The 23,716-nt window shown below is 63.0% G+C and carries 25 protein-coding genes; 11 read left to right on the plus strand and 14 right to left on the minus strand.

The window, feature by feature from the left end; translation table 11 throughout:
* Positions 1-278: 278 nt before the first annotated feature.
* Positions 279-716 (plus strand): FKBP-type peptidyl-prolyl cis-trans isomerase, encoded by a 438-nt coding sequence (locus K3177_RS12555; RefSeq protein WP_196845835.1) that lies wholly within the window; start codon positions 279-281, stop codon positions 714-716.
* A 211-nt stretch (positions 717-927) separates the two neighbouring features.
* Complete coding sequence (locus K3177_RS12560) at positions 928-1,917, plus strand: RcnB family protein (RefSeq protein WP_247714482.1); 990 nt, start codon at positions 928-930, stop codon at positions 1,915-1,917.
* Between the two features lie 84 nt (positions 1,918-2,001).
* Here K3177_RS12560 and K3177_RS12565 read toward each other — a convergent pair whose 3' ends face one another.
* Complete coding sequence (locus K3177_RS12565; RefSeq protein WP_221598542.1) at positions 2,002-2,556, minus strand: cytochrome b; 555 nt, start codon at positions 2,554-2,556, stop codon at positions 2,002-2,004.
* A gap of 98 nt (positions 2,557-2,654) precedes the next feature.
* Here K3177_RS12565 and K3177_RS12570 point away from each other — a divergent pair, with 98 nt between their 5' ends.
* Entirely contained in the window at positions 2,655-3,326 is a 672-nt protein-coding gene (locus K3177_RS12570; RefSeq protein WP_103024389.1) for a prolyl hydroxylase family protein, read from the plus strand.
* Between the two features lie 39 nt (positions 3,327-3,365).
* Here the strand turns inward: K3177_RS12570 and K3177_RS12575 are convergent, their stop codons facing one another.
* Entirely contained in the window at positions 3,366-4,991 is a 1,626-nt protein-coding gene (locus K3177_RS12575) for a lysine--tRNA ligase (protein ID WP_221598543.1), read from the minus strand.
* 121 nt (positions 4,992-5,112) lie between these two features.
* On the opposite strand from K3177_RS12575, the gene K3177_RS12580 reads away from it, so the two are divergent.
* Positions 5,113-6,441: a TrkH family potassium uptake protein gene (locus K3177_RS12580; protein WP_103024388.1), complete on the plus strand. Its 1,329-nt coding sequence runs from the start codon at positions 5,113-5,115 to the stop codon at positions 6,439-6,441.
* Positions 6,431-7,090, plus strand: coding sequence for a potassium channel family protein (locus K3177_RS12585; RefSeq protein WP_234003214.1), 660 nt, complete (start codon positions 6,431-6,433; stop codon positions 7,088-7,090). Before K3177_RS12580 ends, K3177_RS12585 begins: the two co-directional genes overlap by 11 nt.
* Before the next feature lie 87 nt (positions 7,091-7,177).
* Here K3177_RS12585 and K3177_RS12590 read toward each other — a convergent pair whose 3' ends face one another.
* Positions 7,178-8,137 carry a hypothetical protein gene (locus K3177_RS12590; RefSeq protein WP_221598544.1) on the minus strand — a complete coding sequence of 320 codons (960 nt, stop codon included), beginning with the start codon at positions 8,135-8,137 and terminating at the stop codon, positions 7,178-7,180.
* 198 nt (positions 8,138-8,335) lie between these two features.
* Here K3177_RS12590 and K3177_RS12595 point away from each other — a divergent pair, with 198 nt between their 5' ends.
* Entirely contained in the window at positions 8,336-11,074 is a 2,739-nt protein-coding gene (locus K3177_RS12595) for an ATP-dependent DNA helicase (protein ID WP_221598909.1), read from the plus strand.
* A gap of 10 nt (positions 11,075-11,084) precedes the next feature.
* The gene (locus K3177_RS12600) at positions 11,085-11,612 is read left to right on the plus strand and encodes a SixA phosphatase family protein (protein ID WP_221598545.1); all 528 of its coding nucleotides are present in this window, start codon (positions 11,085-11,087) and stop codon (positions 11,610-11,612) included.
* Between the two features lie 21 nt (positions 11,613-11,633).
* Here K3177_RS12600 and K3177_RS12605 read toward each other — a convergent pair whose 3' ends face one another.
* Together K3177_RS12605 and soxR are read right to left on the minus strand one after the other, a co-directional pair.
* Entirely contained in the window at positions 11,634-11,954 is a 321-nt protein-coding gene (locus K3177_RS12605; RefSeq protein ID WP_221598546.1) for a DMT family transporter, read from the minus strand.
* Between the two features lie 124 nt (positions 11,955-12,078).
* Positions 12,079-12,516 carry a redox-sensitive transcriptional activator SoxR gene (gene soxR, locus K3177_RS12610; RefSeq protein WP_103024384.1) on the minus strand — a complete coding sequence of 146 codons (438 nt, stop codon included), beginning with the start codon at positions 12,514-12,516 and terminating at the stop codon, positions 12,079-12,081.
* A 125-nt stretch (positions 12,517-12,641) separates the two neighbouring features.
* Between soxR and K3177_RS12615 the strand changes: the two genes are divergently transcribed.
* Positions 12,642-13,013, plus strand: coding sequence for a VOC family protein (locus tag K3177_RS12615; protein ID WP_221598547.1), 372 nt, complete (start codon positions 12,642-12,644; stop codon positions 13,011-13,013).
* A 17-nt stretch (positions 13,014-13,030) separates the two neighbouring features.
* Here the strand turns inward: K3177_RS12615 and K3177_RS12620 are convergent, their stop codons facing one another.
* The 4 genes from K3177_RS12620 to ubiA all read right to left on the minus strand — a co-directional run bounded on the left by K3177_RS12620 (position 13,031) and on the right by ubiA (position 15,421).
* Positions 13,031-13,354, minus strand: a complete 324-nt coding sequence (locus K3177_RS12620; RefSeq protein WP_103024382.1) for an ArsR/SmtB family transcription factor — start codon at positions 13,352-13,354, stop codon at positions 13,031-13,033.
* Positions 13,355-13,422: 68 nt separating this feature from the next.
* Positions 13,423-13,875 (minus strand): tRNA (cytidine(34)-2'-O)-methyltransferase, encoded by a 453-nt coding sequence (locus K3177_RS12625; RefSeq protein WP_196845829.1) that lies wholly within the window; start codon positions 13,873-13,875, stop codon positions 13,423-13,425.
* Between the two features lie 5 nt (positions 13,876-13,880).
* Positions 13,881-14,507 (minus strand): SOS response-associated peptidase, encoded by a 627-nt coding sequence (locus tag K3177_RS12630; RefSeq protein WP_221598548.1) that lies wholly within the window; start codon positions 14,505-14,507, stop codon positions 13,881-13,883.
* Positions 14,507-15,421 (minus strand): 4-hydroxybenzoate octaprenyltransferase, encoded by a 915-nt coding sequence (gene ubiA / locus K3177_RS12635; RefSeq protein WP_103024379.1) that lies wholly within the window; start codon positions 15,419-15,421, stop codon positions 14,507-14,509. Before ubiA ends, K3177_RS12630 begins: the two co-directional genes overlap by 1 nt.
* A 39-nt stretch (positions 15,422-15,460) precedes the next feature.
* Between ubiA and K3177_RS12640 the strand changes: the two genes are divergently transcribed.
* Genes K3177_RS12640 through K3177_RS12650 form a run of 3 tightly spaced genes read left to right on the plus strand, consistent with a single transcriptional unit; the run spans position 15,461 to position 17,950 of the window.
* Positions 15,461-16,216 (plus strand): 16S rRNA (uracil(1498)-N(3))-methyltransferase, encoded by a 756-nt coding sequence (locus tag K3177_RS12640; RefSeq protein WP_221598549.1) that lies wholly within the window; start codon positions 15,461-15,463, stop codon positions 16,214-16,216.
* A gap of 41 nt (positions 16,217-16,257) precedes the next feature.
* Positions 16,258-17,628: a glutamate--cysteine ligase gene (locus K3177_RS12645; RefSeq protein ID WP_221598550.1), complete on the plus strand. Its 1,371-nt coding sequence runs from the start codon at positions 16,258-16,260 to the stop codon at positions 17,626-17,628.
* Between the two features lie 19 nt (positions 17,629-17,647).
* Positions 17,648-17,950 (plus strand): putative quinol monooxygenase, encoded by a 303-nt coding sequence (locus K3177_RS12650; protein ID WP_103024376.1) that lies wholly within the window; start codon positions 17,648-17,650, stop codon positions 17,948-17,950.
* Positions 17,951-17,953: 3 nt separating this feature from the next.
* Here the strand turns inward: K3177_RS12650 and K3177_RS12655 are convergent, their stop codons facing one another.
* From K3177_RS12655 to K3177_RS12675, 5 genes are all read right to left on the minus strand, one after another.
* Positions 17,954-19,306, minus strand: a complete 1,353-nt coding sequence (locus K3177_RS12655; protein WP_221598551.1) for a methyltransferase family protein — start codon at positions 19,304-19,306, stop codon at positions 17,954-17,956.
* A 55-nt stretch (positions 19,307-19,361) separates the two neighbouring features.
* On the minus strand, positions 19,362-20,705 hold the full coding sequence (locus K3177_RS12660; protein WP_103024374.1) for an outer membrane protein assembly factor BamB family protein: 1,344 nt from the start codon (positions 20,703-20,705) through the stop codon (positions 19,362-19,364).
* Between the two features lie 43 nt (positions 20,706-20,748).
* A complete protein-coding gene (locus K3177_RS12665; protein WP_158246648.1) occupies positions 20,749-21,549 on the minus strand; it encodes a tetratricopeptide repeat protein in 801 nt (266 codons plus the stop codon).
* 117 nt (positions 21,550-21,666) lie between these two features.
* Positions 21,667-22,812, minus strand: coding sequence for a glycosyltransferase family 4 protein (locus K3177_RS12670; protein WP_221598552.1), 1,146 nt, complete (start codon positions 22,810-22,812; stop codon positions 21,667-21,669).
* Entirely contained in the window at positions 22,809-23,675 is an 867-nt protein-coding gene (locus K3177_RS12675) for an alpha/beta fold hydrolase (protein ID WP_221598553.1), read from the minus strand. The genes K3177_RS12670 and K3177_RS12675 overlap by 4 nt, the downstream gene beginning before the upstream one ends.
* Positions 23,676-23,716 lie beyond the last annotated feature (41 nt).

The following is a 23,716-nucleotide window of genomic DNA, read 5'->3' on the forward strand; positions in this document are numbered from 1 at the left end:
GCAAGGTTCGCCCCGGCCGCGTGATCTTGTTTTGTAGGCATTACAGTCCGGGCTCGCCGCCGGATGTTTTCGTGTGTCCCACTACCCACGTTCTTTCACCACTGCCATTCACCGTGCGTGACGGTCTGCCCAAAGCGGAAATTCCGGGCTCGGGTCCGCTTCGTTTGACTCCCCCCACCCACCTTTGACAGACTCGCGCGCGACGCGCCCGGTCCGCGGGTGCATTTCCCGAGCAGTGCAACCCTCGCGCTGCGAACACGAAATCTTGAAGGATATTCATGACCACTCCCAACAGCGGTGACACCGTCACCATCGACTACGTACTCAAGCGCACCGACGGCGAAGAAGTCGGCAATACCCAGCAGGCCGGCCCGCAGGACATCACCATCGGCAGCGGCCAGATCTTCCCGCAGATCGAAGAAGCGCTGACCGGCATGGCCGTCGGCGAAGAACAGAGCGTGTCGATCGATTGCGCCAATGCCTTCGGCCCGCGCCAGGATGCGCTCGTGATCGACATTCCGCGTGAAAACCTGCCGCCCGAACCCGCTCCGCAGCCCGGCATGGCCATGCAGGCGCAGGCGCAGGACGGTTCGCCCATGACGCTCTACATCGTCGAAGTCGGCGATCAGACGATCAAGGCCGATGGCAACCACCCGCTCGCAGGTGAAGATCTTACCTTCGACATTACCCTGCGCGATATCAAGCAGGCTGCCTGATCGATCCGGCCGGGCGGCGGCGTTCCAAGGCGAGCGCTGCGCCGCCCGGCCACCTCCTGATCTCTTACGCGAGGTTCAGGTTATGCGACCTCAAGATGAACGTAAGGTCGTCAAGTCGGTTCACTTACGGGTCAGCCCGTTGTGTTACATGTTGCGACATCGACAACAGCCGCAGGTGGTGGAGCGGCAGTACCGACGAAGGATTCGCTCCATGAAACTGACCAAATTGATGAAGGGCAGCGCGCTCGGCGCTCTCGCGGCGGCGATGGCGATCACCGCCCTCCCCGCCGAAGCCGTGGCGCAATCCCGCGACCGGCAGGAACGCGCAGATCGCGGCGACCGTGGTAATCGCGGCGGCGATGCGCGGCAGCAGCGCGGCAATCGCGGTGAAGCCCGCCAGCGCGGCGAGGCTCGCCAGCAACGCAGCGAGCGTCGCGAACAGCGCCGCGAAGCATGGCAGGGCAATCGCGGCGATGCCACGATCAGCCGCGGCGACCGCAATTTCAATCGTGACAATCGTGGCTCCCAGCAGGCGCGCGAACAGGCCGCCCGCGCCCAGGCCGCCCGGGCGGAAGCGCAGCAGCGCAATCGCAGCTACTCCGGCGATCGCAACCGTTCCTACACCGACCGCAACCGTGTCGACCGCCGCCAGGAAGCGCGGCGCGAGGCCTATCGCGACGGCCGCCGTGACGAACGTCGGCGGGACGTGCGCGAAGACCGCCGCATTCGCGACAATGCCTATCGCAACGGTCGTCAGGTCGAACGTCGCCGCGACCGGTATGAAGATCGCAACATCCGCCGCGATGGATATCGGGACGGTTACCGCGAAGCCCGCCGTGACCAGCGTCAGTCACGCTATTACGACGGCCGCCGCTGGCACGATTACAATCGCTGGGATTCGCGGGGCTGGCGCAACAACAACCGCTACGACTGGCAGCGCTACCGGCACAGCAACCGGAACGTCTATCGCCTCGGCCGCTACTACTCGCCCTATCGCGATTACCGCTACCGCCGCCTGAGCATCGGCTTCCAGCTGGGCAGCCTGTTCTTCGGCAGCCGGTATCAGATCAACGATCCGTGGCGCTATCGCCTGCCCGCCGTCTACGGCCCCTATCGCTGGGTCCGCTATTACGACGATGTGATGCTGGTCGATATCTACAGCGGCGAAGTGGTCGACGTAATTTACGACTTCTTCTGGTAACCGCCTTCCGCCGGCCGGCTTGAGAGTGGTCCGGTCGGCAATGAGGCCCCCGTCGAGTGATCGGCGGGGGCTTTTTCGTGGGCCTCAGCCCGGTACCTTGCCGAAGGGCAGCATGCGGAAAATGCCGCCGTTCTTGTCGAAGAAAGTATGCTTCAGCGCGCCGAGGATATGCAGCGCGATCAGATAGATGAAGATCGATCCGCCCAGCGCGTGCATGTCGAAGATGGTGCCGCCCAGCGTCCTGTTCTCACCCACCGGAAGCTGCGGAATGGTGAACAGGCCGAAGAAATCGATGCTTCGCCCGGTCAGCGAATTGGCCAGCCAGCCGCCCAGCGGCAGCGCGATGAGCAGGACGTAGAAGATGACATGGACGGTGCGCGCCAGCGTCTTTTCCCATCCGGCAAGATCGGACGGCAGGGGCGGCACCTTGTGCGTGGAGCGCCACAGCAGCCGTCCCACGGTCAGCACCAGGATCGTGATGCCCACGGCCTTGTGATAACCCATGACCGTGCCACGCATCGCGCCCTCGAAATCATGGGCACGTTCGACGATCTGCCAGTTGGCGATGACGAGTATGGCGATCAGCCAGTGAAATATCATCGCCCCTGCAGAATAGCGGCGTGCAGTCGTGTCGGTCATGGTCCATTCCCCCGGAACGTTTCACCCCTACCTACCGGGCGCGTGCAAACTGGCAAGTCACGTCTTGTCGCGGACGATGCGATTGCTACACGTCCCGCATGACTACCAAGACCGCCCCCGTTCCCGATCAGGATGCTCTGAAGCGCGTCGGCGCCAGAGTTCGCAAACGTCTCGATGCCGATCCGCAGGCTTACCGGGTCCCGACCGACAAGGCCGACATCTACGCCATCGGCGATTTCTTCACGCCGGAAGAATGCCAGCGCCTGATGCACATGATCGATGCCGTCGCCCGGCCCAGCCAGCTTCACGAAACGGCTTATGTGGCCAAGTTCCGCACGTCCTATTCAGGCAATTTCGATCCCCACGATCCCTTCGTCAAATCAATCTCGCGCCGCATCGACGATGCGCTCGGCCTGCCGGGAAAGGTGGGCGAGAACATTCAGGGCCAGCGCTATCTGCCGGGTCAGGAATTCAAGCCGCATAACGACTGGTTCTATACCGATCAGGAATATTGGAACATCGAACGCAAGCGGGGCGGCCAGCGTTGCTGGACCGCCATGGCCTTCCTCAACGAAGTAGAAGAAGGCGGCCACACCCACTTCGTCGAGGTCGGCGCCTCGATCGAACCCAAGCCCGGCGTGCTGCTGGTGTGGAACAACGCCACGCCCGAAGGCCTGCCGAATGAGGATACGCTCCATGCCGGCACGCCGGTCATCAAGGGTCAGAAATACGTGCTGACCAAATGGTACCGCACGCGCAAGCACACCTGAACCGTCAGGCCGCCGAGGCCCGGCCCCGGGCCGGAGCGACTATGCCTTCGCCAGCGCCTCGGCAATCAGCGTGCGGGTGTTGGCGACGCCGTAAAGCGCGATGAAGCTGCCCATGCGTGGCCCCTGCTCGCTGCCCAGCAATGTCTGGTACAGCGCCTTGAACCAGTCGCGCAGGCTCTCGAACCCGTATTCCTCGCGCTTGCCGATTTCATAGACCTGCGTCTGCAAATCTTCCGCGCTCGTATCCTCGCTCGCATCGGCCAGATAGGCGTCGAGCGTGCGGAGCGCCTCCGCCTCGTTCGTGGTCGGTGCGCGCTTGTCGAGCGTGGGCACGATGTAATCGCGCGTATAGGCAACCGCAGTGCTGATCAGCACTTCCAGTTCCGGCGTGATCTGGCCTGCGCCGATATAGCTTTCCAGATAATCACGCAGCGATGCCTCGCTCGCTTCGGCGCCCAGCACGCTGGCAAGGTTCAGCAGCAGTCCATAGGTCACCGGCAGGCTTTCGCCCGCACCCGGTGCCTCGCTGCCTTCGAAGCCGCCATTGGCGCGCGCAAGGTGCCACACCGGATTGCCCAGTTGCTTGTCCAGATCCTGTTCGGACAGGCGTTCGCGGAACTGCCAGTAATCGTCCACCGCGCGCGGGATCACGCCAACATGGAGCTGCTTGGCGCTCTTGGGATTGGGGAAGATGTAGAAACCCAGGCTCTCTTCGCTGCCATAGGTCAGCCATTCCTCGATCGTCAGCCCGTTGCCCTTGGACTTGGAAATCTTCTCGCCCTTTTCGTCGAGGAAGAGTTCGTAGATCAGCCCCTCGGGCTTCTTCCCGCCCAGGACCTGCACGATCTTGCCCGACTGTGTGACGCTGTCGGTCAGGTCCTTGCCGCACATCTCGTAATCGACGCCCAGCGCATACCAGCGCATCGCCCAGTCGACCTTCCACTGCAGCTTGGACATCCCACCAAGTGCGGACTGCTCGACCACGCTGCCATCCTCGTCGGTGAAGCGGATCGTGCCAGCTTCGGCATCGACCACTTCCACCGGCACCTGCAACACCGCTCCCGTGGTCGGGCTGATGGGCAGGACGGGCGAATAGGTCTTGCGCCGTTCTTCGCGCAATGTCGGCAACATGATGTCGAGGATCGCGCCGTTCTTGCGCAGCACCTGCCGCAGGGCGTCGTCGAAAGCGCCCGAGTTGTAGCGGTCGCTGGCGGACATGAACTCATATTCGAAACCGAACCGGTCGAGGAATTCGCGCAGCATCGCATTGTTGTGATGCGCAAAGCTTTCATGTGTGCCGAACGGATCCGGGATACGTGTCAGCGGCTTGCCCAGATTGGCTGCCAGCACGTCCTTGTTGGCGATATTGTCCGGCACCTTGCGCAGCCCGTCCATGTCGTCGCTGAAAGCGACGAGGCGCGTCTTGCCGTCTTCCGGCTTTGCGCCGATTATGGCTTCGAAGGCGCGGCGCACCAGCGTGGTCCGCAGCACTTCCTGGAACGTGCCGATATGCGGCAGACCGCTGGGACCGTACCCCGTTTCGAACAGGACCGGCGAACCGTCCGGCTTGGCACCGTCGGGATAGCGTTTGAGCAGGCGCTGGGCCTCCTGAAAAGGCCAGGCCTTGGAAACGCGTGCGGCGGTAATAAGATCGGTCATGCTCATGGCTGTTGCCTCTTGCCCAGTCGCATCGCCGTTGCAAGCGCGAAGGCGCGGGCGATCGACCAGTGCCGCGATCTGCAATTAGGCTTTACTGGTTGGAAAGGTGGGAGCAAGGGCGGCCGCCATGCTTCGCTTTCGCGATCCGATTCGATTGATCCCGGTGCTTTTTCTCGGGTTCATCATCGTTGGCACCGCCATACTCAGCCTGCCCCTTGCGACCGCGGACGGAACGCGCGCGCCGCTGCTCACGGCCTTCTTTACCGCTACCTCTGCAGTTTCCGTTACCGGCCTGATCGTAGAGGACACGCCCGTCTACTGGTCGCTTTTCGGCCAGACCGTAGTGATGATCCTGTTCCAGATCGGCGGCTTCGGCATCATGACAGCAGCCACCCTGTTCGGATTGATGGTCGGGCGCGGCTTCGGACTGCGCGATCGCATGGCGACACAGGTGGAACGCAACCGGCTCGAAACGGGCGATGCGGCATCCGTGCTCAAGCTGGTCTTCAAGATCACCATCTACGTCGAAGCCGCCGTAGCCCTCGTGCTGGCGGCCCGCTTCGCCATCACACACGGCATGTCCATCCCCGCCGCGATATGGCACGGGGTGTTCCATTCGGTCAGCGCCTTCAACAATGCCGGCTTCTCCAGCTTTTCCGACAGCGTGATGAGCTACCAGACCGACCCGGTCATTCTGGGACCGATCATGCTTTCGGTCATTCTCACCGCGCTCGGTTTTCCGGTGATGCAGGACATCCGTCGGCACAAGCTGCGCTGGCGGCAGTGGTCGCTTCATACCAAGATCACCGTATCGGGCACCGTGGCACTGCTGCTGTTCGGCCTGGTTGCGACGGCAGCCATGGAATGGGACAATCCGGACACGCTCGGGCCCATGACAACGGGCGCGAAAATGCTGAACGCGGCATTCCATTCGGTCATGCCCCGCACGGCAGGTTTCAACAGCCTGGACGTCGGATCGTTTCACGACGAAACGATCATGGCGAATTATTTCCTGATGTTCGTGGGCGGCGGCAGCGCCGGTACCGCGGGCGGTATCAAGGTCACCACCTTTCTCGTCCTGTTCGCCATCGTCCTGTCGGAAGTGCTGGGTCGCCGCGATGCGGGTCTGTTCCAGCGTCGCTTCGGTCGGGCGGTCGAACGCCAGGCCCTTTCGGTCACCGTTCTGGCCGCCGCCCTCGTTTTCGCCGTGACCACCTACATCGCATCGATCAGCCCCCTTCCCCTGGACGATATCCTGTTCGAATGCATATCGGCCTTTTCCACGGTAGGCCTGTCGACGGGTATTACCGCCGATCTGCCGCCCAGCGCGCTGATCGCTCTGTGCGCGCTCATGTTCATCGGGCGCGTGGGCACCATTACCGTGGCGACCGCACTGGCCCTGGGCGGCCGCGAGCGGCCCTATCGCTATCCCGAGGAGAACCCCATTGTCGGCTAAAACACGCAAACCCGTCCTGATCGTCGGTCTCGGCCGGTTCGGGGGCGCGATCGCCCGCACGCTCGAACGCATGGGCCATGAAGTTCTCGGCGCCGATACAGATCCGCGGCTGGTGCAGGAATTCGCCGGCGATTTGACCAAGGTGGTCGAAGCCGACTGCACCGAAGTGACTACGCTGGAACAGCTCGGCGTGTCCGATTTCGAAGCGGCTGTTGTGGCCATCGGCACGGATATCGAAGCCAGCGTACTGGCTGTGCTCGCGCTGTCGGATCTGGGTCTGACCAACATCTGGGCGAAAGCCACCAACGACAAACACGCCCGCATTCTCGAACGCACGGGGGCGACCCACGTCGTGTTTCCCGAACAGCGCATGGGCGAACGCGTCGCGCACCTGCTGAACGAACGCCTGCTGGACTTCATCTCCTTCGGCGAGGAGTTCGCCATTGCACGGCTCAAGGCTCCCGAACCGATTGTGGGTCTGCCGTTGATCACCAGCCAGTGCCGCAAAAAGTTCGATGTAACGGTCGTGGGCGTGAAGCGGGAAGGTGAGAATTTCATTCACGCCGTCCCCGACACGATCATCTTCGAAGACGACGAACTCGTCGTCTCGGGACGCATCGCCGATATCGAAAAGTTCTCGGCAATCTAGAATGCGGCAATTGGCACGCAAAAGGGACGCCCAACTCGGTAGTGGACGCCCCTTCCGCTGCGACACCTTTGAGGGTCGGGTGGGTTTTTAGGCCGTCGCAGGACGCCAGCCGCGCAGCTCAGGCCAGACATTGGTGTACTGGCTGAGATCGATGCCCGGCTTGCGATCGGTAAAGCGGGTACCCAGCGACTGCAGGATCAGACGGGCCCTCTTGGCGCGGGCCTTGTGCGAGGCGAAGGGGTTGGCGCGGTCCGGCTTCGCATCGATCATGCGTTTCAGCAGGCGATCGCGTTCCACCGGATTGCGCGGTGCTTCGCTCGGCAGTTCGACGGCCACGTCCTTGTTGCTCGTCACGGGCGTGATCGGTTCTGCACGCATCGCCGGGGCAGGCTCGCTGTTATAAGTTGCGCCGACTGTTTCACTGTCCCGGCTCAGCGGCTCGGCAACCACCGGCTGCTCGATGACGGGGACTTCCTCGTCCCGCTTGCGGCGACGCGAACGGAACAACAGGAATGCTGCAAGGCCGACACCGCCGACGGCCAGAAGAGCAAACAGCAGCGCAGCACCCGACCCATCGCTCAAGGGGTCCTGTACCGGCGTAAGCTCGGCTGCGGGCGGCGCGCTTTCCGGCGCGGTCGCGGCGGCGAGCGGCTGCTCACCGGCGGCCTCGGATTGGCTATTCGCGAACGGCGCTGTCGTAGGCTCAGCCTGTTGGGTGGCGGCGACCGGCGCTGGTGCTGGCGCTTCGCGAGTAGCCGCGCGGGTCGTCTGCGTCGTCGCAACCGGTTCTGCCTCGTTCACGACTGGCGGCTCTGCCACCGGCTCGGGCTCGGGAAGCTGAACGGTGATTGGCGCGGGTACCGGCGATGTCGTTGCGACCGGCGCGGTCGACGGTACGACCGGGGCGGTCGATGCGGCAGGCGCTTCCTCGGGTATGTCGAGCACGATGGTCGGCGCTTCCTGGGCACCTGCTGCTGTGGTGTGGAGCGCGGCCATCGCGGCAATCGCAATGGGGGCGCTGGCGATCAAGTGGCGTGTCTTCTTCATGACTATAAAACGGGCATCTTTTCGCCACAGTTCCGATGAACGACCGTTCAGAAAACTCTATCTCCCTGTTTTACAGCGCATAATTGATTCCGTTTCACGGCTAAGCGCCGACCAATCGCGACGAACCGAGCGCCGTTCGGCATAGTTCTGCCAGCTTCTGTTTACTTTTCGTTCCCTCCCTTTCATGGTCTTTCGGTGATCCAGCCCCTGCCTCTTCCCGCCCTTCACGCCAGCCACGCGGGCACCTGGCTGCGCGATGCGAACGGCGGCACGCGTGGCTGTTCGAAGGGCGAAGCCGTGATGGCCGCCGCCGACACGCCGCAATTGCTGATGAATGCGCCATTGGTTGCCAGTCGGCTGGGTTACCCCGACCTTTCCGGCCTCGATCTGCTGGAACTGTTCGCCTTTATCCACCCGGCCAGGTTCTGCGTGCCGACCCCCAAAGGCCTCGCCCATGCCCTGTCACTGGATGAGCCGGTGGACGACGCATCGGTCCCGTTACTGCTCCAGCAGGCGGCAGGCGTGCTGATGGCCACGTGCGAAAGCGCAGACTGGGCCGAACGCGAAGGCGCATGGTCTTCGCTGCAGTCTCTCGCACGACTGCGCTGGCCATGGGCCGGTGTGCTCTCGGCCCATATAAGAAGGCCGGAGCGGGCAGAAAAATGGCTCTTCAGCCGCCTGCCCGAATGGGAAGAAACGCCCGAGCGTCCCCAGCCCGCGCAAGTATTGATCGAAGAGCCTGAGATCGAGGCCCAGCTTGCCCGGCTGACCGGCGAAGGCGCCGAACAGCGTGAAGGCCAGCGGTCCTTCTCGCGCGGTGCGGGTCATGTCTTCGGGCCCCGTGACCGGCAAAAACGCCCGCATGTGCTACTGGCGCAGGCCGGAACCGGCATCGGCAAGACGCTCGGCTATCTCGCTCCGGCCTCGTTGTGGGCGGAACGCTCCGGCGGGACGGTATGGGTATCGACCTATACCAAGAACCTCCAGCGGCAATTGCGGCGCGAAAGCAATCGCGCATGGCCGGCAGCGCGCCCGGACGGCTCACCGCCGGTTGTGGTGCGAAAGGGGCGGGAAAATTACCTTTGCCTGCTCAATCTGGAAGATGCGCTGCAAGGCGGGTTTGCCGGACGCCCCGCAATCCTGGCCCATCTCGTGGCCCGCTGGGCAGCCTATTCGCAGGACGGCGACATGATCGGCGGCGATCTTCCCGGCTGGCTCGGTACGCTCTTCCGCAAACGCGGGATCGCGGCTCTGACGGACCAGCGCGGCGAATGCGTCTACGCCGGTTGCCCGCACTATCGGAAATGCTTCATCGAACGCAGCGCCAGGAATGCGGCGCAGGCGGATCTCGTGATTGCCAATCATGCGCTGGTGATGGTCAACGCAGCGCGCGGGCGCGATCCGGCCAGCCGTCCGACGCGTATTGTCTTCGACGAAGGGCATCATGTTTTCGATGCTGCCGACAGCACGTTTTCCGCCGCGCTTACCGGGCAGGAAGCGATCGAACTGCGCCGCTGGATCATTGGCCCGGAAAAGAACAGCCGCGGCCGTCGCCGTGGGCTTTCGGCGCGGCTCGCCGATGTCGCAAGCTATGACGATGCAGGCGGCGTGGCCGTCGAAGCCGCAGTCGACGCCGCCCAGGCGCTACCCTCCGAAGGCTGGCTGGGACGTTTGGCCGAAGCTGCCCCCCTCGGCCCGCTCGAGGAATTGCTCGCTGCCGTGCGCACGACCACATTCGCGCGCGACGAAAGCGGTCTGGAAGCGGGATACGGGATCGAAACCGAATGCGCGCAGCTGCCGGGCGAGCTTGTCGAGGCGGCCGGGACCGCCGCACAGGCGCTTGCCGCGATACGCACCCCCCTGCTGAAACTCGCGGGTCGTCTGGAAGCCATTATGGAAGACGCGCCCGACTGGCTCGACGGCCAGGGCCGCGCCCGGATCGAGGGGGCCCGCCACTCGCTCGCCTGGCGGATCGACCTCATCGCAGCCTGGGAAGCCCTGCTGTCACGGCTGGGCGGTCCGGCGGACCCCGAATTCGTCGACTGGCTACAGGTCGACCGCAACGATGCCCGCGAATTCGACGTCGGGCTCTACCGCCACTGGCTCGATCCGATGAAGCCCTTCGCCCGGGTGGTGCTCGAGCCGGCTCACGGAGTGATGCTGACCAGCGCCACCCTGACCGATCGCGACGAAACCGGGCCCGACTGGCCCCATGCCATCGCCAAGAGCGGCGCACCCCATCTCGAACTCGCCCCAAAGACAGCGCAGGCAGACAGCCCATTCGATTATGCCAGCCGTGCCGAAGTCCTGATCGTCACCGATATCCGGAAAGGCGACATTCCGGCCCTCGCCGGCGCCTACGCGCGGCTGATCGAGGCATCGGATGGCGGCGTGCTGGGCCTGTTCACTGCCATCCGCCGGATGCGCGCGGTCTATGGCCGCATCGCTGACCGGCTCGCCCGCACCGGCCTGCCGCTCTATGCCCAGCACGTCGACCCGATCGATACAGGCACGCTGACCGACATATTCCGGGACGATCCGCGCGCCAGCCTGCTTGGCACCGATGCGCTGCGCGACGGGGTCGACGTGCCCGGTCGGTCGCTACGCTGCGTGGTGATGGAAAGCGTACCCTGGCCGCGCCCCACCATTCTCCACCGCGCCCGCCGCGCTGCTGCCGCCGAGCAGGATGGCGGTGCGAAACGGTATGACGACCGGATCATTCGCGCACGCCTGGCACAGGCTTTCGGGCGCCTGATCCGCACGCGCGAGGACTCCGGCCATTTCGTGGTCCTCTCTCCCGCATTCCCGACACGGTTGCTGTCGGCCTTCCCCGAAGGCACACCCGTCACGAGGCTGACACTCGAAGAAGCTTTACAGCGCGTGGCCAACGGTGTTGTTAGCCCCGAGCATTCGCCAGCGGAGAAGCAGCCTCAGTGAAGACGCACGCATGAAAATTCTCGGCCTGCTGCGCCATGCCAAGTCCGATTGGGGCCAGAGCGACAAGCGCGATTTCGACCGCGGCCTCAACACCCGTGGCCGCAAGGGCGCGCAGGTCGTCGGCGGTCATATCCGCGAACACGGGATCAAGTGGGACAAGCTCGTCGCCAGTCCCGCAGAGCGGGTCAAGCTCACCCTGTCCGAAGGCATTCCCGATCTCGAACCGCAATGGGACGAACGGCTCTATCTCGCAGGAACGGACACCATCATGGAAGTGATCCGCGAGGCAGGCGGCGATGCCGACACGCTGCTCGTGTCGGGCCACAATCCCGGCCTTGGCGACATGCTGTTCGAACTGGTGGCTCCGAAAAACGAAAACGCCCTGTACGATGAAGCCAAGGTAAAATTTCCCACCGCCGCTTTCGCCGTGTTCGAACTCGACATCGAAGACTGGGCGGATCTGCGGGACGGCTGCGGGAAGCTGGTCCACTTCGCCCGCCCGCGCGACCTCGACGCCGATCTCGGACCGGAATACTGACCCGGCTGCGGCGTCGCCCGATCAGGCCGGCGTCGATATTTTCATGAGAACGAGCCCGCATACGATCAGGACGGCAGCCGTCACGCGAGCAAATGAAAACGCTTCGCCAAAATAGGCAATCCCGATGATGAAGGCCCCGAGCGCGCCGATCCCCGTCCAGATCGTATAAGCGGTTCCCAGCGGCAGCACCTTCATCGACCAGGCCAGCAGCCCGAAGCTCAGGATCATTCCAACGATCATGGCGACGGTGGGCCAGAAGCGCGTGAAGCCTTCCGACTGCTTCATCGCGGTTGCCCAGACAATTTCGAAAAGCCCTGCGAAAAACAAAGCGAGCCACGCCATAACAGCCTCCTGAAATCGCCGGGCCGTCCCGGTCTTGAATGTCAGAGGCGGGAACGTGGTCTCCGCGCGGATTCGATACCTTCGGCTGTGCGCGGAATCAATACGGCTGACGGATTTGCCGGCTTTACCGCAGAACCCGCGGCCCCGGTCCGCCCTCGGCGGCAACGTCGTCGGGGTTGTACAGCTTGCAGGTCTTCAGGCTCAGGCATCCGCATCCGATACAGCCATCGAGATTGTCGCGCAGCGACTGCAGCTGGGCGATCCTGCGGTCGAGGCTCTCACGAATGGCCTCGCTGATCTTCCACCAGTCGAAGCTCGACGGGGTCCGGCCCTGCGGTAAGCTGCGCAGGTGCTCGCCTATCTCTTCGAGCGACAGGCCGAGCTTCTGCACAATGAGAATGAAGCTCAACCGCCGGATATCGCTACGCAGGAAGCGCCGCTGGTTACCGCCGGTGCGGTGCGACTGGAGCAGCCCCTTGTCCTCGTAAAAGCGTATCGCCGAGGGGGTGAGACCGGTCCGGCGCGCGAGGTCGCCGATGGTGAGCAGATCGTTCGGATTCATCGATTTCTCTGATAGGCGAATTGAAGCTTGACCTCAAGTAAGCTTGAGGTTGCATAGGGTGTGCATCGAAACCGCAGGCATTTGTCCGAACCCTGCTCGGGCGCCTGCCAAATAGGAGATGCACAATGCCCATCGGACGGCTTGAACACACGAATATATCGGTCACGGACCCCGACCGCAGCGCCGCGCTGCTGATCGATCTGCTCGGCTGGGAAGAACGCTGGCGCGGCGAATCCAAGATGGGTGGACGCTCGATCCATGTGGGTGAGAAGCACGACTACATTGCCCTCTACACGGGCGATCACGTGACCGGCGACTTTGCGAAGGGCAATCCGCTCAATCACGTGGCGTTCACTGTCGACGATCTCGACGCGGCGGAGAAAGTCGTGACGTTCTACGGGCTCAAACCGTTCGGCCACGACGATTACGAACCGGGCCGGCGATTCTACTTCTTCGATTGGGACGGGATCGAATTCGAGGTGGTCAGCTATGAATGAGCTGCTCCCCAGGGAGCCTATGTTCGCGCCACCTGAACCGCACCCGGTGCGCCGTGAAATCCAGCCATCGCGGCCAGAGGAACATCCTCGAACCGGCCGAGCCATCGGCGGGCCATTTTCGCCAGTGGCATCGGATTGAGATAGTGCCGTTTGCAGCGCCCGTCGCGTTCGGTAGCGACCAGTTCGGCCGCTTCGAGCACGGCGAGGTGCTTGGCCACCGCCTGACGCGTCATCGGAAGATCTTCGGCCAGAGCAGAGAGCGTCAAGCCGCCCTTCTCGCTCAGCCGATCGAGCAGGAGCCGACGCGTTGGATCCGAAAGAGCGGCGAAGGTATCGGTCATGCCCACAAGGTTAAGAATGCCTTGCCGAGTCGCTCAATTCTCGCGCGGGAGTTGTCCACGGCAAGGATTCATCCGGGCAGGCCTTGTGTCTGCCGCAGGGCCTCGCCCAGTGCCATGCCCGCACTTGTGGCGAGATTGAGCGATCGGACCTCTGCCCGCATCGGCAATCGCACGCTCGCATCCACCACTGCGCGCACGGCATCGGTCACGCCTGCGCTTTCCTTGCCGAACAGCAGGACGTCGTCAGGGCGATAGGAAAAATCGTAAGAGGACTGGGTCGCGCGCGTTGTGAAGAGGACAATCCGAGCACCTGCGCGCGCTTTCCGGAATGCGGAGAAGTCCGCGTGGCGAATAATCTCGACGTGATCGATGTAATCCATGGCGGCGCGGCGAACCCGCCTGTCGTCCCAGGGGAATCCAAGCGGTTCGATCAGGTCGATGCCTGCGCCCATGCATGCGCCGAGACGCATGACGTTGCCGACATTGCCCGCAATCTCGGGTTCGAACAGGGCAATACGCATAGGCGTTACAGCAGCCGCTGCATGGGCGCTGGCTCTCCGGCCCAAGGCTGATCGGTCCGCTCGATCACCAGATCGCCCGACCACGGCTCGCACAAGGCGCGCGCATCCGCGGGCGAACCGTCGATCCACACGGGCCACTCTTCCTCTCGCAGCAGCACGGGCATTCGCGTGTGAAGTTCGGCAGCGGCGGGCGCCGCATCGGTCATGACCATGGAATAGCAATGCCCCCATTCGTCGCTATCGCGCCATACGCCCGCTACGGCGAAAAGGTCCGCATCCGGACGCGACAGCCAGGTGCGGGTCTTGCCCCCTTTTGGGCCTTCGGCTTCGGCCCAGGCGGTAACGGGGATCAGGCAGCGCCGCTCTTCGAAGCTGTAGCGCCAGAAGAAACTGTCGAGCTTGTCGGTGCGCGTGTTGTTAACCGGCTTGGGCTTCAGGGGCTGACCATTCTTGCCCTTGAGGACAAGAGGAAACCCCCAGGTCATCTGGCTGAGCGTGCCTTCGGCCACCACGGCACCGGGATAGCCGGGAAATACCTCGTCGCCGAAATTTGCGCCGTGCAGATCGTTCACCGCCCTGAACAATCTGGCGACCTCGTCCCTGCCCTTGGTCATGCGGTAGAGATTGCACATCAGGCATTGCCTACGACGAAGCACGCGGCAGCGACGAGCGCGCCGGTCCACCGATTGGCGCGGAAGCGATCCAGCGGATTGCCCGGCGCCTCTCCGTCTAGCGTTGCAACCTGCCAGAGGAGATGTCCCGCTGCCGGCAGGAGCGCCAGCAGTGCAACCCAGTCTGCCCGGTAGAGCCAGAAGGCCAGCGCCCAAAGCGCCACGGCCGCAGCATAGCAGAATGCCACCCCGCCGCGCACTTTGGTCCCCATACGCAAGGCGGAAGACCGAATGCCGACAAGCGCATCGTCTTCGCGATCCTGCATGGCATAGATCGTGTCATATCCGATGACCCACAGGGCCGCACCGGCATACATGGCGGCCAGCGCGTCGAGATTGTCTGCGCGCAACTGTGTCCAGCCGACCAGCAGTCCCCAGGTGAACACCATCCCCAGCCAGGCCTGCGGCCACCATGTGATGCGCTTCATGAACGGATAGGCCGCCACCAGCAGAACACTCGCAAGTGCCACGCCCTGCGCGATCGGGCGCAGTTGCAGCAGCACCAGCAGTCCGACAGCGCCCAGAGCGCACAGCCAACCCCATGCCAGTTTCTTCGAAATGCGCCCGCTCGCCACGGGCCGGGCAGCGGTGCGGGCCACCTTGCGATCCAGATCGGCATCGACGATGTCGTTGTAAACGCAGCCTGCGCCGCGCATGGCGATGCTCCCGAGAAGGAGCCAGGCAACGAGTTCCAATTGCCAACCCGCCCCTGTCAGCCACACGCCCCAGGCGCAGGGCCAGAACAGCAGCCACCAGCCGATCGGCCGATCGAAACGCGCCAATTGCGCAAGATCGCGCGGCACTTGCGGTAGTCTCGCGACAATGCCGCGATGTTCGCTGTCGGGTACGACATCCATGTTCGCGGTTTCGCTCATCGCTTGCTCCCTAACCGCAGGCGTGCCACCTGCAAAGCCATGCCCGCAACACCAGAATGGCCGCCCAGATCCGCTCCTCGCCTTTTCGTCGAACAGGAACTGTCGTCGAAACAGCCTGTGCAGGTCGAAGGCAATCAGGCGCACTACCTTGCAAAGGTCATGCGCGTTTCGCCAGGCGACGCCGTGATTTTATGCGATGATATCAGCGGAGAATGGGCGGCAGAAGTGGTTGAGACCGGCAAACGCCATGTCCTGCTGCAGCCCACCGACCATCTGCGCCCGCGCGAGCCGGTGCCGGATTTCTGGCTTTGCGCGGCTCTGCTGAAGAAAGACCGGTTCGACATCGTTCTCGAAAAGGCGACCGAACTCGGGGTCGCCCGCATTGCGCCGATCGTCACGCGGCGGTGCGTGGCGGACAAGCTGAATCCCGAGCGTGCCGATACGATCGTCACAGAAGCGGCCGAACAGTGCGCCCGTACGGCGCTGCCCGAGATCGCTCCCGTCACGAAGCTCGAGGCGCTGCTGCGTGACTGGCCGCAGGAACGGCACCTGTTCTTCGCCGACGAGGAAGGCGGCGAAGCGGCTGCCGATGCCTTTTGCTATGCCGAAGGCCCCGCTGCCTTGCTGGTCGGTCCGGAAGGCGGCTTCGACGATGCGGAACGCGCCGCCATCCGTGCGCATCCAGCGTCTGTGGCGATCAGCCTCGGCCCTCGGATCCTGCGCGGCGAGACGGCAGCCATAGCGGGAATATCGGTCTGGATGGCCGAGGCAGGCGACTGGCTCGGCGAAGAATAATTTCCTTTCCACGCAAGGTTCGGTTTCCTATCGCAACCAGCATGAGCACGCGCGACACCTCCAGCAGTGAAGATCCCATCATCGAATCGCGCGACCAGCTCGTCGCGCCGATGGCCGGTGGGGAGAAACCGAAAGACGCCTGGAGGATCGGTACGGAGCATGAAAAGCTCGTATACTGTCGCAAGACGTTCAAGGCGCCGTCGTATGACGAGCCCGGAGGTATTCGGGATATCCTGCTGAGTTTGCGGGAGTTCGGCTGGGAGCCTGTCGAAGAAGGCGGCAAGGTCATCGCAATGCGCGGCGACGACGGGACCGTAAGCCTCGAACCGGCAGGACAGCTCGAACTGTCCGGCGCTCCGCTTGAAAACCTTCACGAAACCTGTGCTGAAACTGGGCGCCATCTCGATCAGGTCAAACAAGTCGGCGAACGGTTCGGTGTCGGTTTCCTCGGCCTCGGCATGTGGCCCGACAAGACACGCGAAGATCTGCCGATCATGCCCAAGGGCCGCTACGACATCATGCTTCGGCACATGCCGCGCGTCGGCAGCCTCGGCCTCGACATGATGCTGCGTACCTGCACCATCCAGGTAAACCTCGATTATTCGAGCGAGGCGGACATGGCGCACAAGTTTCGCACCAGCCTGGCCCTCCAGCCGCTCGCCACGGCACTGTTTGCCAATTCGCCCTTCACCGAAGGCAAGCCCAACGGGTACCTGTCCTACCGCAGCCATATCTGGAGCGATACCGATCCGCATCGTACCGGCATGCTGCCCTTCGTGTTCGAAGACGGTTTCGGTTACGAACGCTGGGTCGATTACATGCTCGACGTGCCGATGTATTTCGTCTTCCGTGATGGGAAATACATCGATGCCGCCGGCCTCAGTTTCCGCGATTTCCTCGACGGCAGGCTGTCCGTTCTGCCGGGCGAAAAGCCGACGCAGAGCGACTGGTGGGATCACCTCTCGACCGCATTTCCCGAAGTGCGCCTCAAAAGCTTCCTGGAAATGCGCGGCGCCGATGGCGGCCCGTGGAGCCGGATCTGTGCCCTCCCTGCCTTCTGGGTGGGCCTGCTCTATGAACAAAGCTCGCTCGATGCGGCATGGGATCTCGTCAAGGACTGGACCGTGGAAGAACGGGAAGACCTGCGCAATTCCGTGCCCAAACTGGCGCTCGACGCGCCGATCCCGGGCGGTGGCACATTGCGCGACCTTGCAAAGCAGGTGCTTCCCATTGCCCGCTCCGGTCTTGCCAAGCGGGCGCGCCTCAACTCCTCCGGCGATAATGAAACGGGCTTTCTGGAAACGCTGGACGAAATCGTGGCCAGCGGCAGAGTGCCGGCTCAGGTCCTGCTGAACCGCTATCATGGTGAATGGGGCGAAGACATCAGCCGCGTTTACAAATACAGCTTCTGACAAGCCTGGGAGAACGGCAATGATCCAGATCAACGGAATGATTAAGCTGGGTCGCCCGCTCGACGCCGCAACGCGCAAGGCACTGGTCGAGATGGTGCGCGCCAGCCGCGCAGAGGACGGGTGCATCGATTACAGCTTCGCCAGCGATCTTGCAGACCCCGATACGCTGGTCCTTTTCGAACGGTGGCGCGATCAGCAGGCGCTGGATGCCCATGGCAAATCCGCCCATATGGAACAGTTTCGTCAGGTGATGGCGGCCAACCCGCCGGAAAAGCGCGATCTGCGTATGTACCAGACCGACGACGGCCAGCCGCTCGGGTAATTATCAGGTCGCTTCCACCGAAATCGCGGGGCGCGGCCTGAAGCGGTTTAACAATTTGGTCAGCGGCGCGGTTATCAGGCCGTTATGCGCCATCCACGCGTAATATTCCCGATACTTCGGATCTTCGGCCAGGAGATGCGCCTCCTCCGTCTTGGCGCGCCAGAAGTAGATTCCGTTCACGACCAGCAGAAAGAAGCTGTTGCGTATCGCCTCAACCGGCGAACCGGTGGTGACGAGAAACGGCAGGACGGAACACCACCAGAAGAGGTTTTTCGACAGATAGGCGGGATGGCGCGTGAAGCGATAGGGGCCGTTCGTCAGCACGCCGCGATAGGTGAGATTGGAAAACCGAAGGCCGAAAGCAAAGGTGGCCCAGGCATAAATACCCGTCAGCAGGACCAGCACCCCGCCCCACAAGGCGATCAGAGTATCGTGGCCCGCAAGCCAGTGGAGCCAACCTGCCGCGTTCTGTTCGTAATTGATCGCCCTGCCGTCACCCAGAATGCCCCACACCAGGGGCGGGTAGCAGATCAGTGCAGCGACCCAACCAGCCAGAAGGGGATTGCCCGACCGGATATGCGCATCGAGCGGCCGCATCGTGACGATGTATCCAACCGTGCCGATCATCACATCGATCATGAACATCGCTTCGATAGCCGTCAGCACCACCCGTTCCGGCCGCGCCATGACTTCGGCGATGTCCGCCGTCACGACCGTGCGGAAAGCGAACGGAATGATCGAAATCATGAAGGCGGTGAAGAAGGCCTTGATGATCCACGCGCGCCAGTGCTTCTTGATTTCTTCCGTGTCCCAGCCGGGCCGCATCAGCAAAAGGGCGCCGAAATGCCAGGTGTGATCGCGTTGCTTTACGAGCGCGCCGTCAATCCAGAACATGTACGGGAGGGACAGCACCACAAGCGGAATGGCGGCGTAAGCAAGCACCTGTATCGAAAAGACATACTGACCGTCCCAATACCACCGGCACAGACAATACAGACAGGCGATGATGGCCCATGTCGCCCATAACCCGGCCAGTTTGACCAGGGTTACACCGCGATCCGGCTTTCGGCTGCGTACCAGCGACCAGTCGAGCCCCGTGGAAGGGCGTCGATGAACCTTGTCAACCAGAACGGACCACGCCGCCATGGGCAGCGCGGCCGCCAGCAAGCCGACCAATGCGGAATTGGGGCCGCCCAATGTCTCGCGCGGGACGGCCAGATCGAAAGCCGCGGCGATATCCGGAAAGGATCGGGCAAAAACGACCCAGGCAATGAGCCCTGCAAGCCCCACCAACCCGACGGCCGAGGAGACGTCGCTCTTCGGCCGGGTGGGTGGTGCTGGCGCTATCGCAGTCATGACCGTCGCTCGTTAGCCTTCATTGGTTAACACACGGGTCACGGTAGCAGCAAAATCAGCGAAAGGCGGTAATCCGTCCGCTATCGTCAAGAATATAAAGCGTGTTGTTCGCAACGACCGGCGCCAGCGATACCGGCTCCTTCAGGTCCGTGAATTCGGACGCTGCACCTTCGCCGGTGCTGATCCGGTACACCTTGCCTTCGGAATTGACCGCCCACAGATTGTTGCCGGCAAGGACCGGACCGGACCAGAAGATCGGATCTTCCTTCTTCTTCTCGTTCCGCCAGCGCGGCAGCTGGGTCAGCCACCGCACCTTGCCGGTGGAGCGGGCAATCGCCAGCAGACGGGCATCGTCGGTAAGAGTGAACAGCCATTCGCCTGCGATGGCCGGTGTGGAAATGCCCGCGAGATTGAGCTCCCAGATTCGCTGCCCGCTGACCAGTTCATAGGCAGCCATCCGGCCACCCTGGCCAAGCGCATAGACGCGGCCGTTGTCGATGATCGGGTCGGCATCGATATCGGTTAGCGATCCGACCTGCGTCGAGATCGACGTGAGCGCCAGAGCATCCGCCCACAATGTACGGCCATTTTCGTAGCGGTGAGCAATGAGTTCGCCCGAACTGTACCCGGCGATAACCGTACCCTGCCCTGCCGCAGGTGCGGCGACGCCGAAGACCCCGGCCTGAGTGGATGATCCCGATTCCTGCCACTGAACCTCGCCATTCGTGGCGTTCAGGGCGAATATCTGGTTATCCTGCGTCATGACGAAGATGGAACCGAAGGCTACGGTTGGCGAACCGCGCAGCGGGCCGGACGGCTTTACCTTCCAGATTACCGAACCATCGGAGGCGTTCAGCGCGACCACATCGCCGACACCGTCGGTCATGTAGATCTTGCCGTCGTCGTAGCTTGCACCACCGCCGAATGCGGACGGTTTGAGATTATTGGCGACACCGGGATTGTAGCCCCAGCGCCGCGCACCCGTCTGGGCGTCGAAAGCGGTCAGAGCGCCGTCCCCGCCGACCACGAACATCATGCCGTCACCGATTACCGGCGATGCGCCGAGACGACGGCGCTGACTGGCCCCTTCGACATTGACGCTGAAGAGCCGGCTTGGTGTATCGGCCAGCGCCAGATGCCCGTAAGATTTGGCCGCATTGCCGCCGGCCTGCGCCCAGGTTTCGTTGACCCGCGCAGGAGGAAGAACCACCGACACATCCGCCAGCGCCGGATCGACCTTCGCGCCGGTTTCGATGCGCGAGAGGATCGGCTGGCGTTCACCCATCGTGGGCGTGACCTTCTTGCCGTCGCCGCCGCCGAAAAGCCCGCCGCTGCAAGCCCCGAGGCCGATGGCCAGTGCTGCGACAAGCGCGGTGCGCGAAATATTGCTGCAGTTCATCTGTTTCCTCGTTTCGTCAGTATTCGGCAAAGCCAGGGCGTTCCTATTCGGTTTCTACCGAGGGGCCGGCGCCTTCAGGATTATCGCGTCCGATTCCCTGGGCTTCGAGCAATGCATCGACATCTTCGATCGCATCGACGCCCAGAACTCCGGCCATCTGCCGCGCGCGCGAACGCGCTGATTCAGGGCTGTTTTCGTCTTTCGCAATCTGCGCGAACAAGGCACCCGCTTCGGCACGCTTTCCCTGATCGAGATAGGCGTGGGCTACCAGTTCGCCCGCACTCGCGAAGAACGCGTTGCCGGGCGTGGCCAGCGGTTTGAGCGTGGCGACGATGTCGGCACTTGTCATCTTGTCGTAATTCAGCGTGACATCGCGCAGACGGGCAAGCTCGCGCATCGCGGGCGGCGCCTTGTCGTTTGCAGCCACGCTTTTGAAAATGGTGGAAGCTTCCGCGGCATCGCCGCGCTGCTGGGCAATCCCCGCGCGCATCATTGCCGCGGCAACGCCTGCCCCGCTTTTGTCCGAAGCGGCCAGTTCCTCCAGCCGATCGTAAGCGGAATCGACATTGCCGGCCTGGACCTGATCCAGCGCCGCGACGAGAGCTTCGGAATTACGCTCCATCGCAGCTTCCTGTCGGCTCTGCCAGAAGAGGTAACCGCCGAATGCCAGAAGGCCGACGATCAGGAGTGCGAAAAGCGGCTTCCCCCACTTGCTGAGGAATTCTTCGGCGTCGCCCTGACGGACGGCATCGTCGACTTCGCGCATGAGCGCTTCCTGCTGGGCGTTATCCTGCTGGGCGCGCTTGTCTTGGCGGGTCAGTTGGTTCTTGGGTGTCAGGGCCACAGGGCCGGGCTCCATCTCGGTAGATATCGGTTTGCGCGGCTCTTTAAGGATAGGCGCGGACAAGGGCAATGGTCGCTAAAGCCTGTCCCCGCCCGGGTTAACCGCGGCTGAAATGCTTTAGAGATCAATTTTCATCGCACTGGAATACAGTCGACGATAGGTCGCGATCATCTTCGCTTCGTCGAATTCGGCTACGGCCTTGGTTCGATTGGCTTCTCCAACCTCCTTGCGCAGGTCTTTCGACCCGGCCAGCCTCGCCAGCGCCGTACCCAGTTCCTCCTCGTTTCCGGGACTGGCAATGAACTCGGCGTTCCTGTCGGAAACCATATTCGCAATATCGCCCACCGCGGGGGCAACAACGGGCAGTCCGGCCGCCATTGCTTCGACCACCGACAGCGGGAACTGCTCCGAATCGCTCGACAGTGCGAAGATGTCGAACAGGCCGACGACGCGTGCCGGATCCGAAACGGCGCCCGGCAGGTGGACCCGGTGATTGATCTGCAATCGATCGGCTTCGGCAAGGATGGCGTTGCGCGCCTCGCCCTCGCCAAGGATCACGAGATGCCAGTTTTCATCCAGCTCGCTAAAGATCCGCACCAGTCGCGGCAGGTTCTTGACCGTGCGCAGTCCGGCCAGTGTACCGACCCAGAACTCCCCGGGATGCTTGATCAGACGGAGAGCGTCCTTCTTGGGCCGCATTGCGAAGGCTTTGGTATCGACCCCATTGGGGATGCGCTTCACCCTGCCGAGCGGCTGCTGCCAATCGACCAGCGCAATTTCTTCCAGTCGTTCGGAAGGAACGACCAGCCCCGACGCCTTGCCCAATGCGATGCGGCGATACCACGTCCTGCTTTTCTTGAGCTTTTTCAGCTCCGTTTCGTCAAAACCGTCCTCGTGGTGAATGAGCGGCGGAAGGCCATGCAGATCCTTGAACAGCGTGTGCGCCATGGCGGCATCCATCGCGCCCCAATTGTACGTACAGATAAGATCGTAGCCTTTCATGGCCTTGGCCAGCTTCTGCAGCCGGCCCGGGAGGGGCCAACCCTTCAGGCTCGGAAATTCCGGCTGCATGCCGACTTCCAGACCTCGCGTGATCCGGTCCGCAGCGCCCTGCTCCGCCGGTTCGCCCGATACGATCGTGTGCCGCGCCTTCTTGCCCAGAGCATTGATCAACTGCACCGTGCGCAGTTCCTTGCCGCCGGGCGCAAAGGTGGAATGCAGGTGCAGGATATGCGGCACCGTGCCCGGTCGTGCCCGCGTCATGCGCAGCGCGCCAACAGAGCGTCGATCGCCGCACGTGCCTCGGGCTCGTCGAGCGTTGGCGCATGGCCGACGGCGGGAACCGTGGCAGCAATTGCACCGGGGGCGCGGCGCTGCATCTCTTCGAAGGCCTGTACCGACAAGAGCTGCGACAACTCGCCGCGCAACAGCGCCAATGGCTTGCCAGCCAGAACGCCGAATGCCGGCCACAGGTCCGGCGGAACCGCTGCTTCGTCCGCAGCCATGATCGGCTCTGCGATTTTCATATCGTAATCGAAGGCGATGCGGCCGTTGTTGCACAGCGTCAGCGTGCGCTTGGCCATGGCGATCCACTCTTCGGTTCCGTAGTCGGGAAAGGCATCGCCATGCACTTCCTCGAGCGCACGGGCCGCATGCATCCAGGTGGGGAAGCTGCGACCCTGGCCGACATATGTCTTGATCGCATCGAGTCCTGCGGTCTCCAGCAAGGGCCCGACATCGTTTAGTACCGCCCCCTTGATGCGATCGGGGTGGACCGCGGCCAGTGCCAATGTGATCAGCCCGCCCATCGATGTCCCGATCGACACGAAGCTGTCGATTTCTTCTGCATCGAGCAGGGCCAGAACGTCCAGCATGTAGGTGCCGACCTGATAGCTCTCCGGATCTTCGGCATAGTCGCTATCGCCGCGTCCCCGCATCGAAGGGACCAGCACACGCCAGCCCTGCCCCGCGATGTGCGGCGCAAGATCTTCGAAATCGCGCGCATTGCGCGTCAGGCCGTGCAGGCAGATCACCGGCGGGCGATTGCCGGCACTGCCATATTCCCGGAAATGCAGGGTGAGACCGTCGGCGCTCTGCCAGTGGCGGTCGGTAAAGCTTTTATCCATGTCTGGCGGCGAAAACCTTGGTGGCTTGTCTCAGGTGCCCT

This window comes from Qipengyuania pacifica, from assembly GCF_019711555.1.
In the GTDB taxonomy this organism is placed as follows: Bacteria; Pseudomonadota; Alphaproteobacteria; order Sphingomonadales; family Sphingomonadaceae; genus Qipengyuania; species Qipengyuania pacifica.

Excerpts from the sequence above, each read along its gene's own strand:
- K3177_RS12645 (WP_221598550.1), top strand. The coding sequence starts at position 16,258 with ATGAGCACGCGCGACACCTCCAGCAGTGAAGATCCCATCATCGAATCG.
- K3177_RS12670 (WP_221598552.1), bottom strand. The coding sequence starts at position 22,812 with ATGACGCGGGCACGACCGGGCACGGTGCCGCATATCCTGCACCTGCAT.
- ubiA (WP_103024379.1), bottom strand. The coding sequence starts at position 15,421 with ATGAGCGAAACCGCGAACATGGATGTCGTACCCGACAGCGAACATCGC.
- K3177_RS12650 (WP_103024376.1), top strand. The coding sequence starts at position 17,648 with ATGATCCAGATCAACGGAATGATTAAGCTGGGTCGCCCGCTCGACGCC.
- K3177_RS12640 (WP_221598549.1), top strand. The coding sequence starts at position 15,461 with ATGCCCGCAACACCAGAATGGCCGCCCAGATCCGCTCCTCGCCTTTTC.
- K3177_RS12655 (WP_221598551.1), bottom strand. The coding sequence starts at position 19,306 with ATGACTGCGATAGCGCCAGCACCACCCACCCGGCCGAAGAGCGACGTC.
- K3177_RS12565 (WP_221598542.1), bottom strand. The coding sequence starts at position 2,556 with ATGACCGACACGACTGCACGCCGCTATTCTGCAGGGGCGATGATATTT.
- K3177_RS12590 (WP_221598544.1), bottom strand. The coding sequence starts at position 8,137 with ATGAAGAAGACACGCCACTTGATCGCCAGCGCCCCCATTGCGATTGCC.
- K3177_RS12615 (WP_221598547.1), top strand. The coding sequence starts at position 12,642 with ATGCCCATCGGACGGCTTGAACACACGAATATATCGGTCACGGACCCC.
- K3177_RS12570 (WP_103024389.1), top strand. The coding sequence starts at position 2,655 with ATGACTACCAAGACCGCCCCCGTTCCCGATCAGGATGCTCTGAAGCGC.
- soxR (WP_103024384.1), bottom strand. The coding sequence starts at position 12,516 with ATGAATCCGAACGATCTGCTCACCATCGGCGACCTCGCGCGCCGGACC.
- K3177_RS12660 (WP_103024374.1), bottom strand. The coding sequence starts at position 20,705 with ATGAACTGCAGCAATATTTCGCGCACCGCGCTTGTCGCAGCACTGGCC.
- K3177_RS12555 (WP_196845835.1), top strand. The coding sequence starts at position 279 with ATGACCACTCCCAACAGCGGTGACACCGTCACCATCGACTACGTACTC.
- K3177_RS12675 (WP_221598553.1), bottom strand. The coding sequence starts at position 23,675 with ATGGATAAAAGCTTTACCGACCGCCACTGGCAGAGCGCCGACGGTCTC.
- K3177_RS12605 (WP_221598546.1), bottom strand. The coding sequence starts at position 11,954 with ATGGCGTGGCTCGCTTTGTTTTTCGCAGGGCTTTTCGAAATTGTCTGG.
- K3177_RS12630 (WP_221598548.1), bottom strand. The coding sequence starts at position 14,507 with ATGTGCAATCTCTACCGCATGACCAAGGGCAGGGACGAGGTCGCCAGA.
- K3177_RS12560 (WP_247714482.1), top strand. The coding sequence starts at position 928 with ATGAAACTGACCAAATTGATGAAGGGCAGCGCGCTCGGCGCTCTCGCG.
- K3177_RS12625 (WP_196845829.1), bottom strand. The coding sequence starts at position 13,875 with ATGCGTATTGCCCTGTTCGAACCCGAGATTGCGGGCAATGTCGGCAAC.
- K3177_RS12620 (WP_103024382.1), bottom strand. The coding sequence starts at position 13,354 with ATGACCGATACCTTCGCCGCTCTTTCGGATCCAACGCGTCGGCTCCTG.
- K3177_RS12575 (WP_221598543.1), bottom strand. The coding sequence starts at position 4,991 with ATGAGCATGACCGATCTTATTACCGCCGCACGCGTTTCCAAGGCCTGG.
- K3177_RS12580 (WP_103024388.1), top strand. The coding sequence starts at position 5,113 with ATGCTTCGCTTTCGCGATCCGATTCGATTGATCCCGGTGCTTTTTCTC.
- K3177_RS12600 (WP_221598545.1), top strand. The coding sequence starts at position 11,085 with ATGAAAATTCTCGGCCTGCTGCGCCATGCCAAGTCCGATTGGGGCCAG.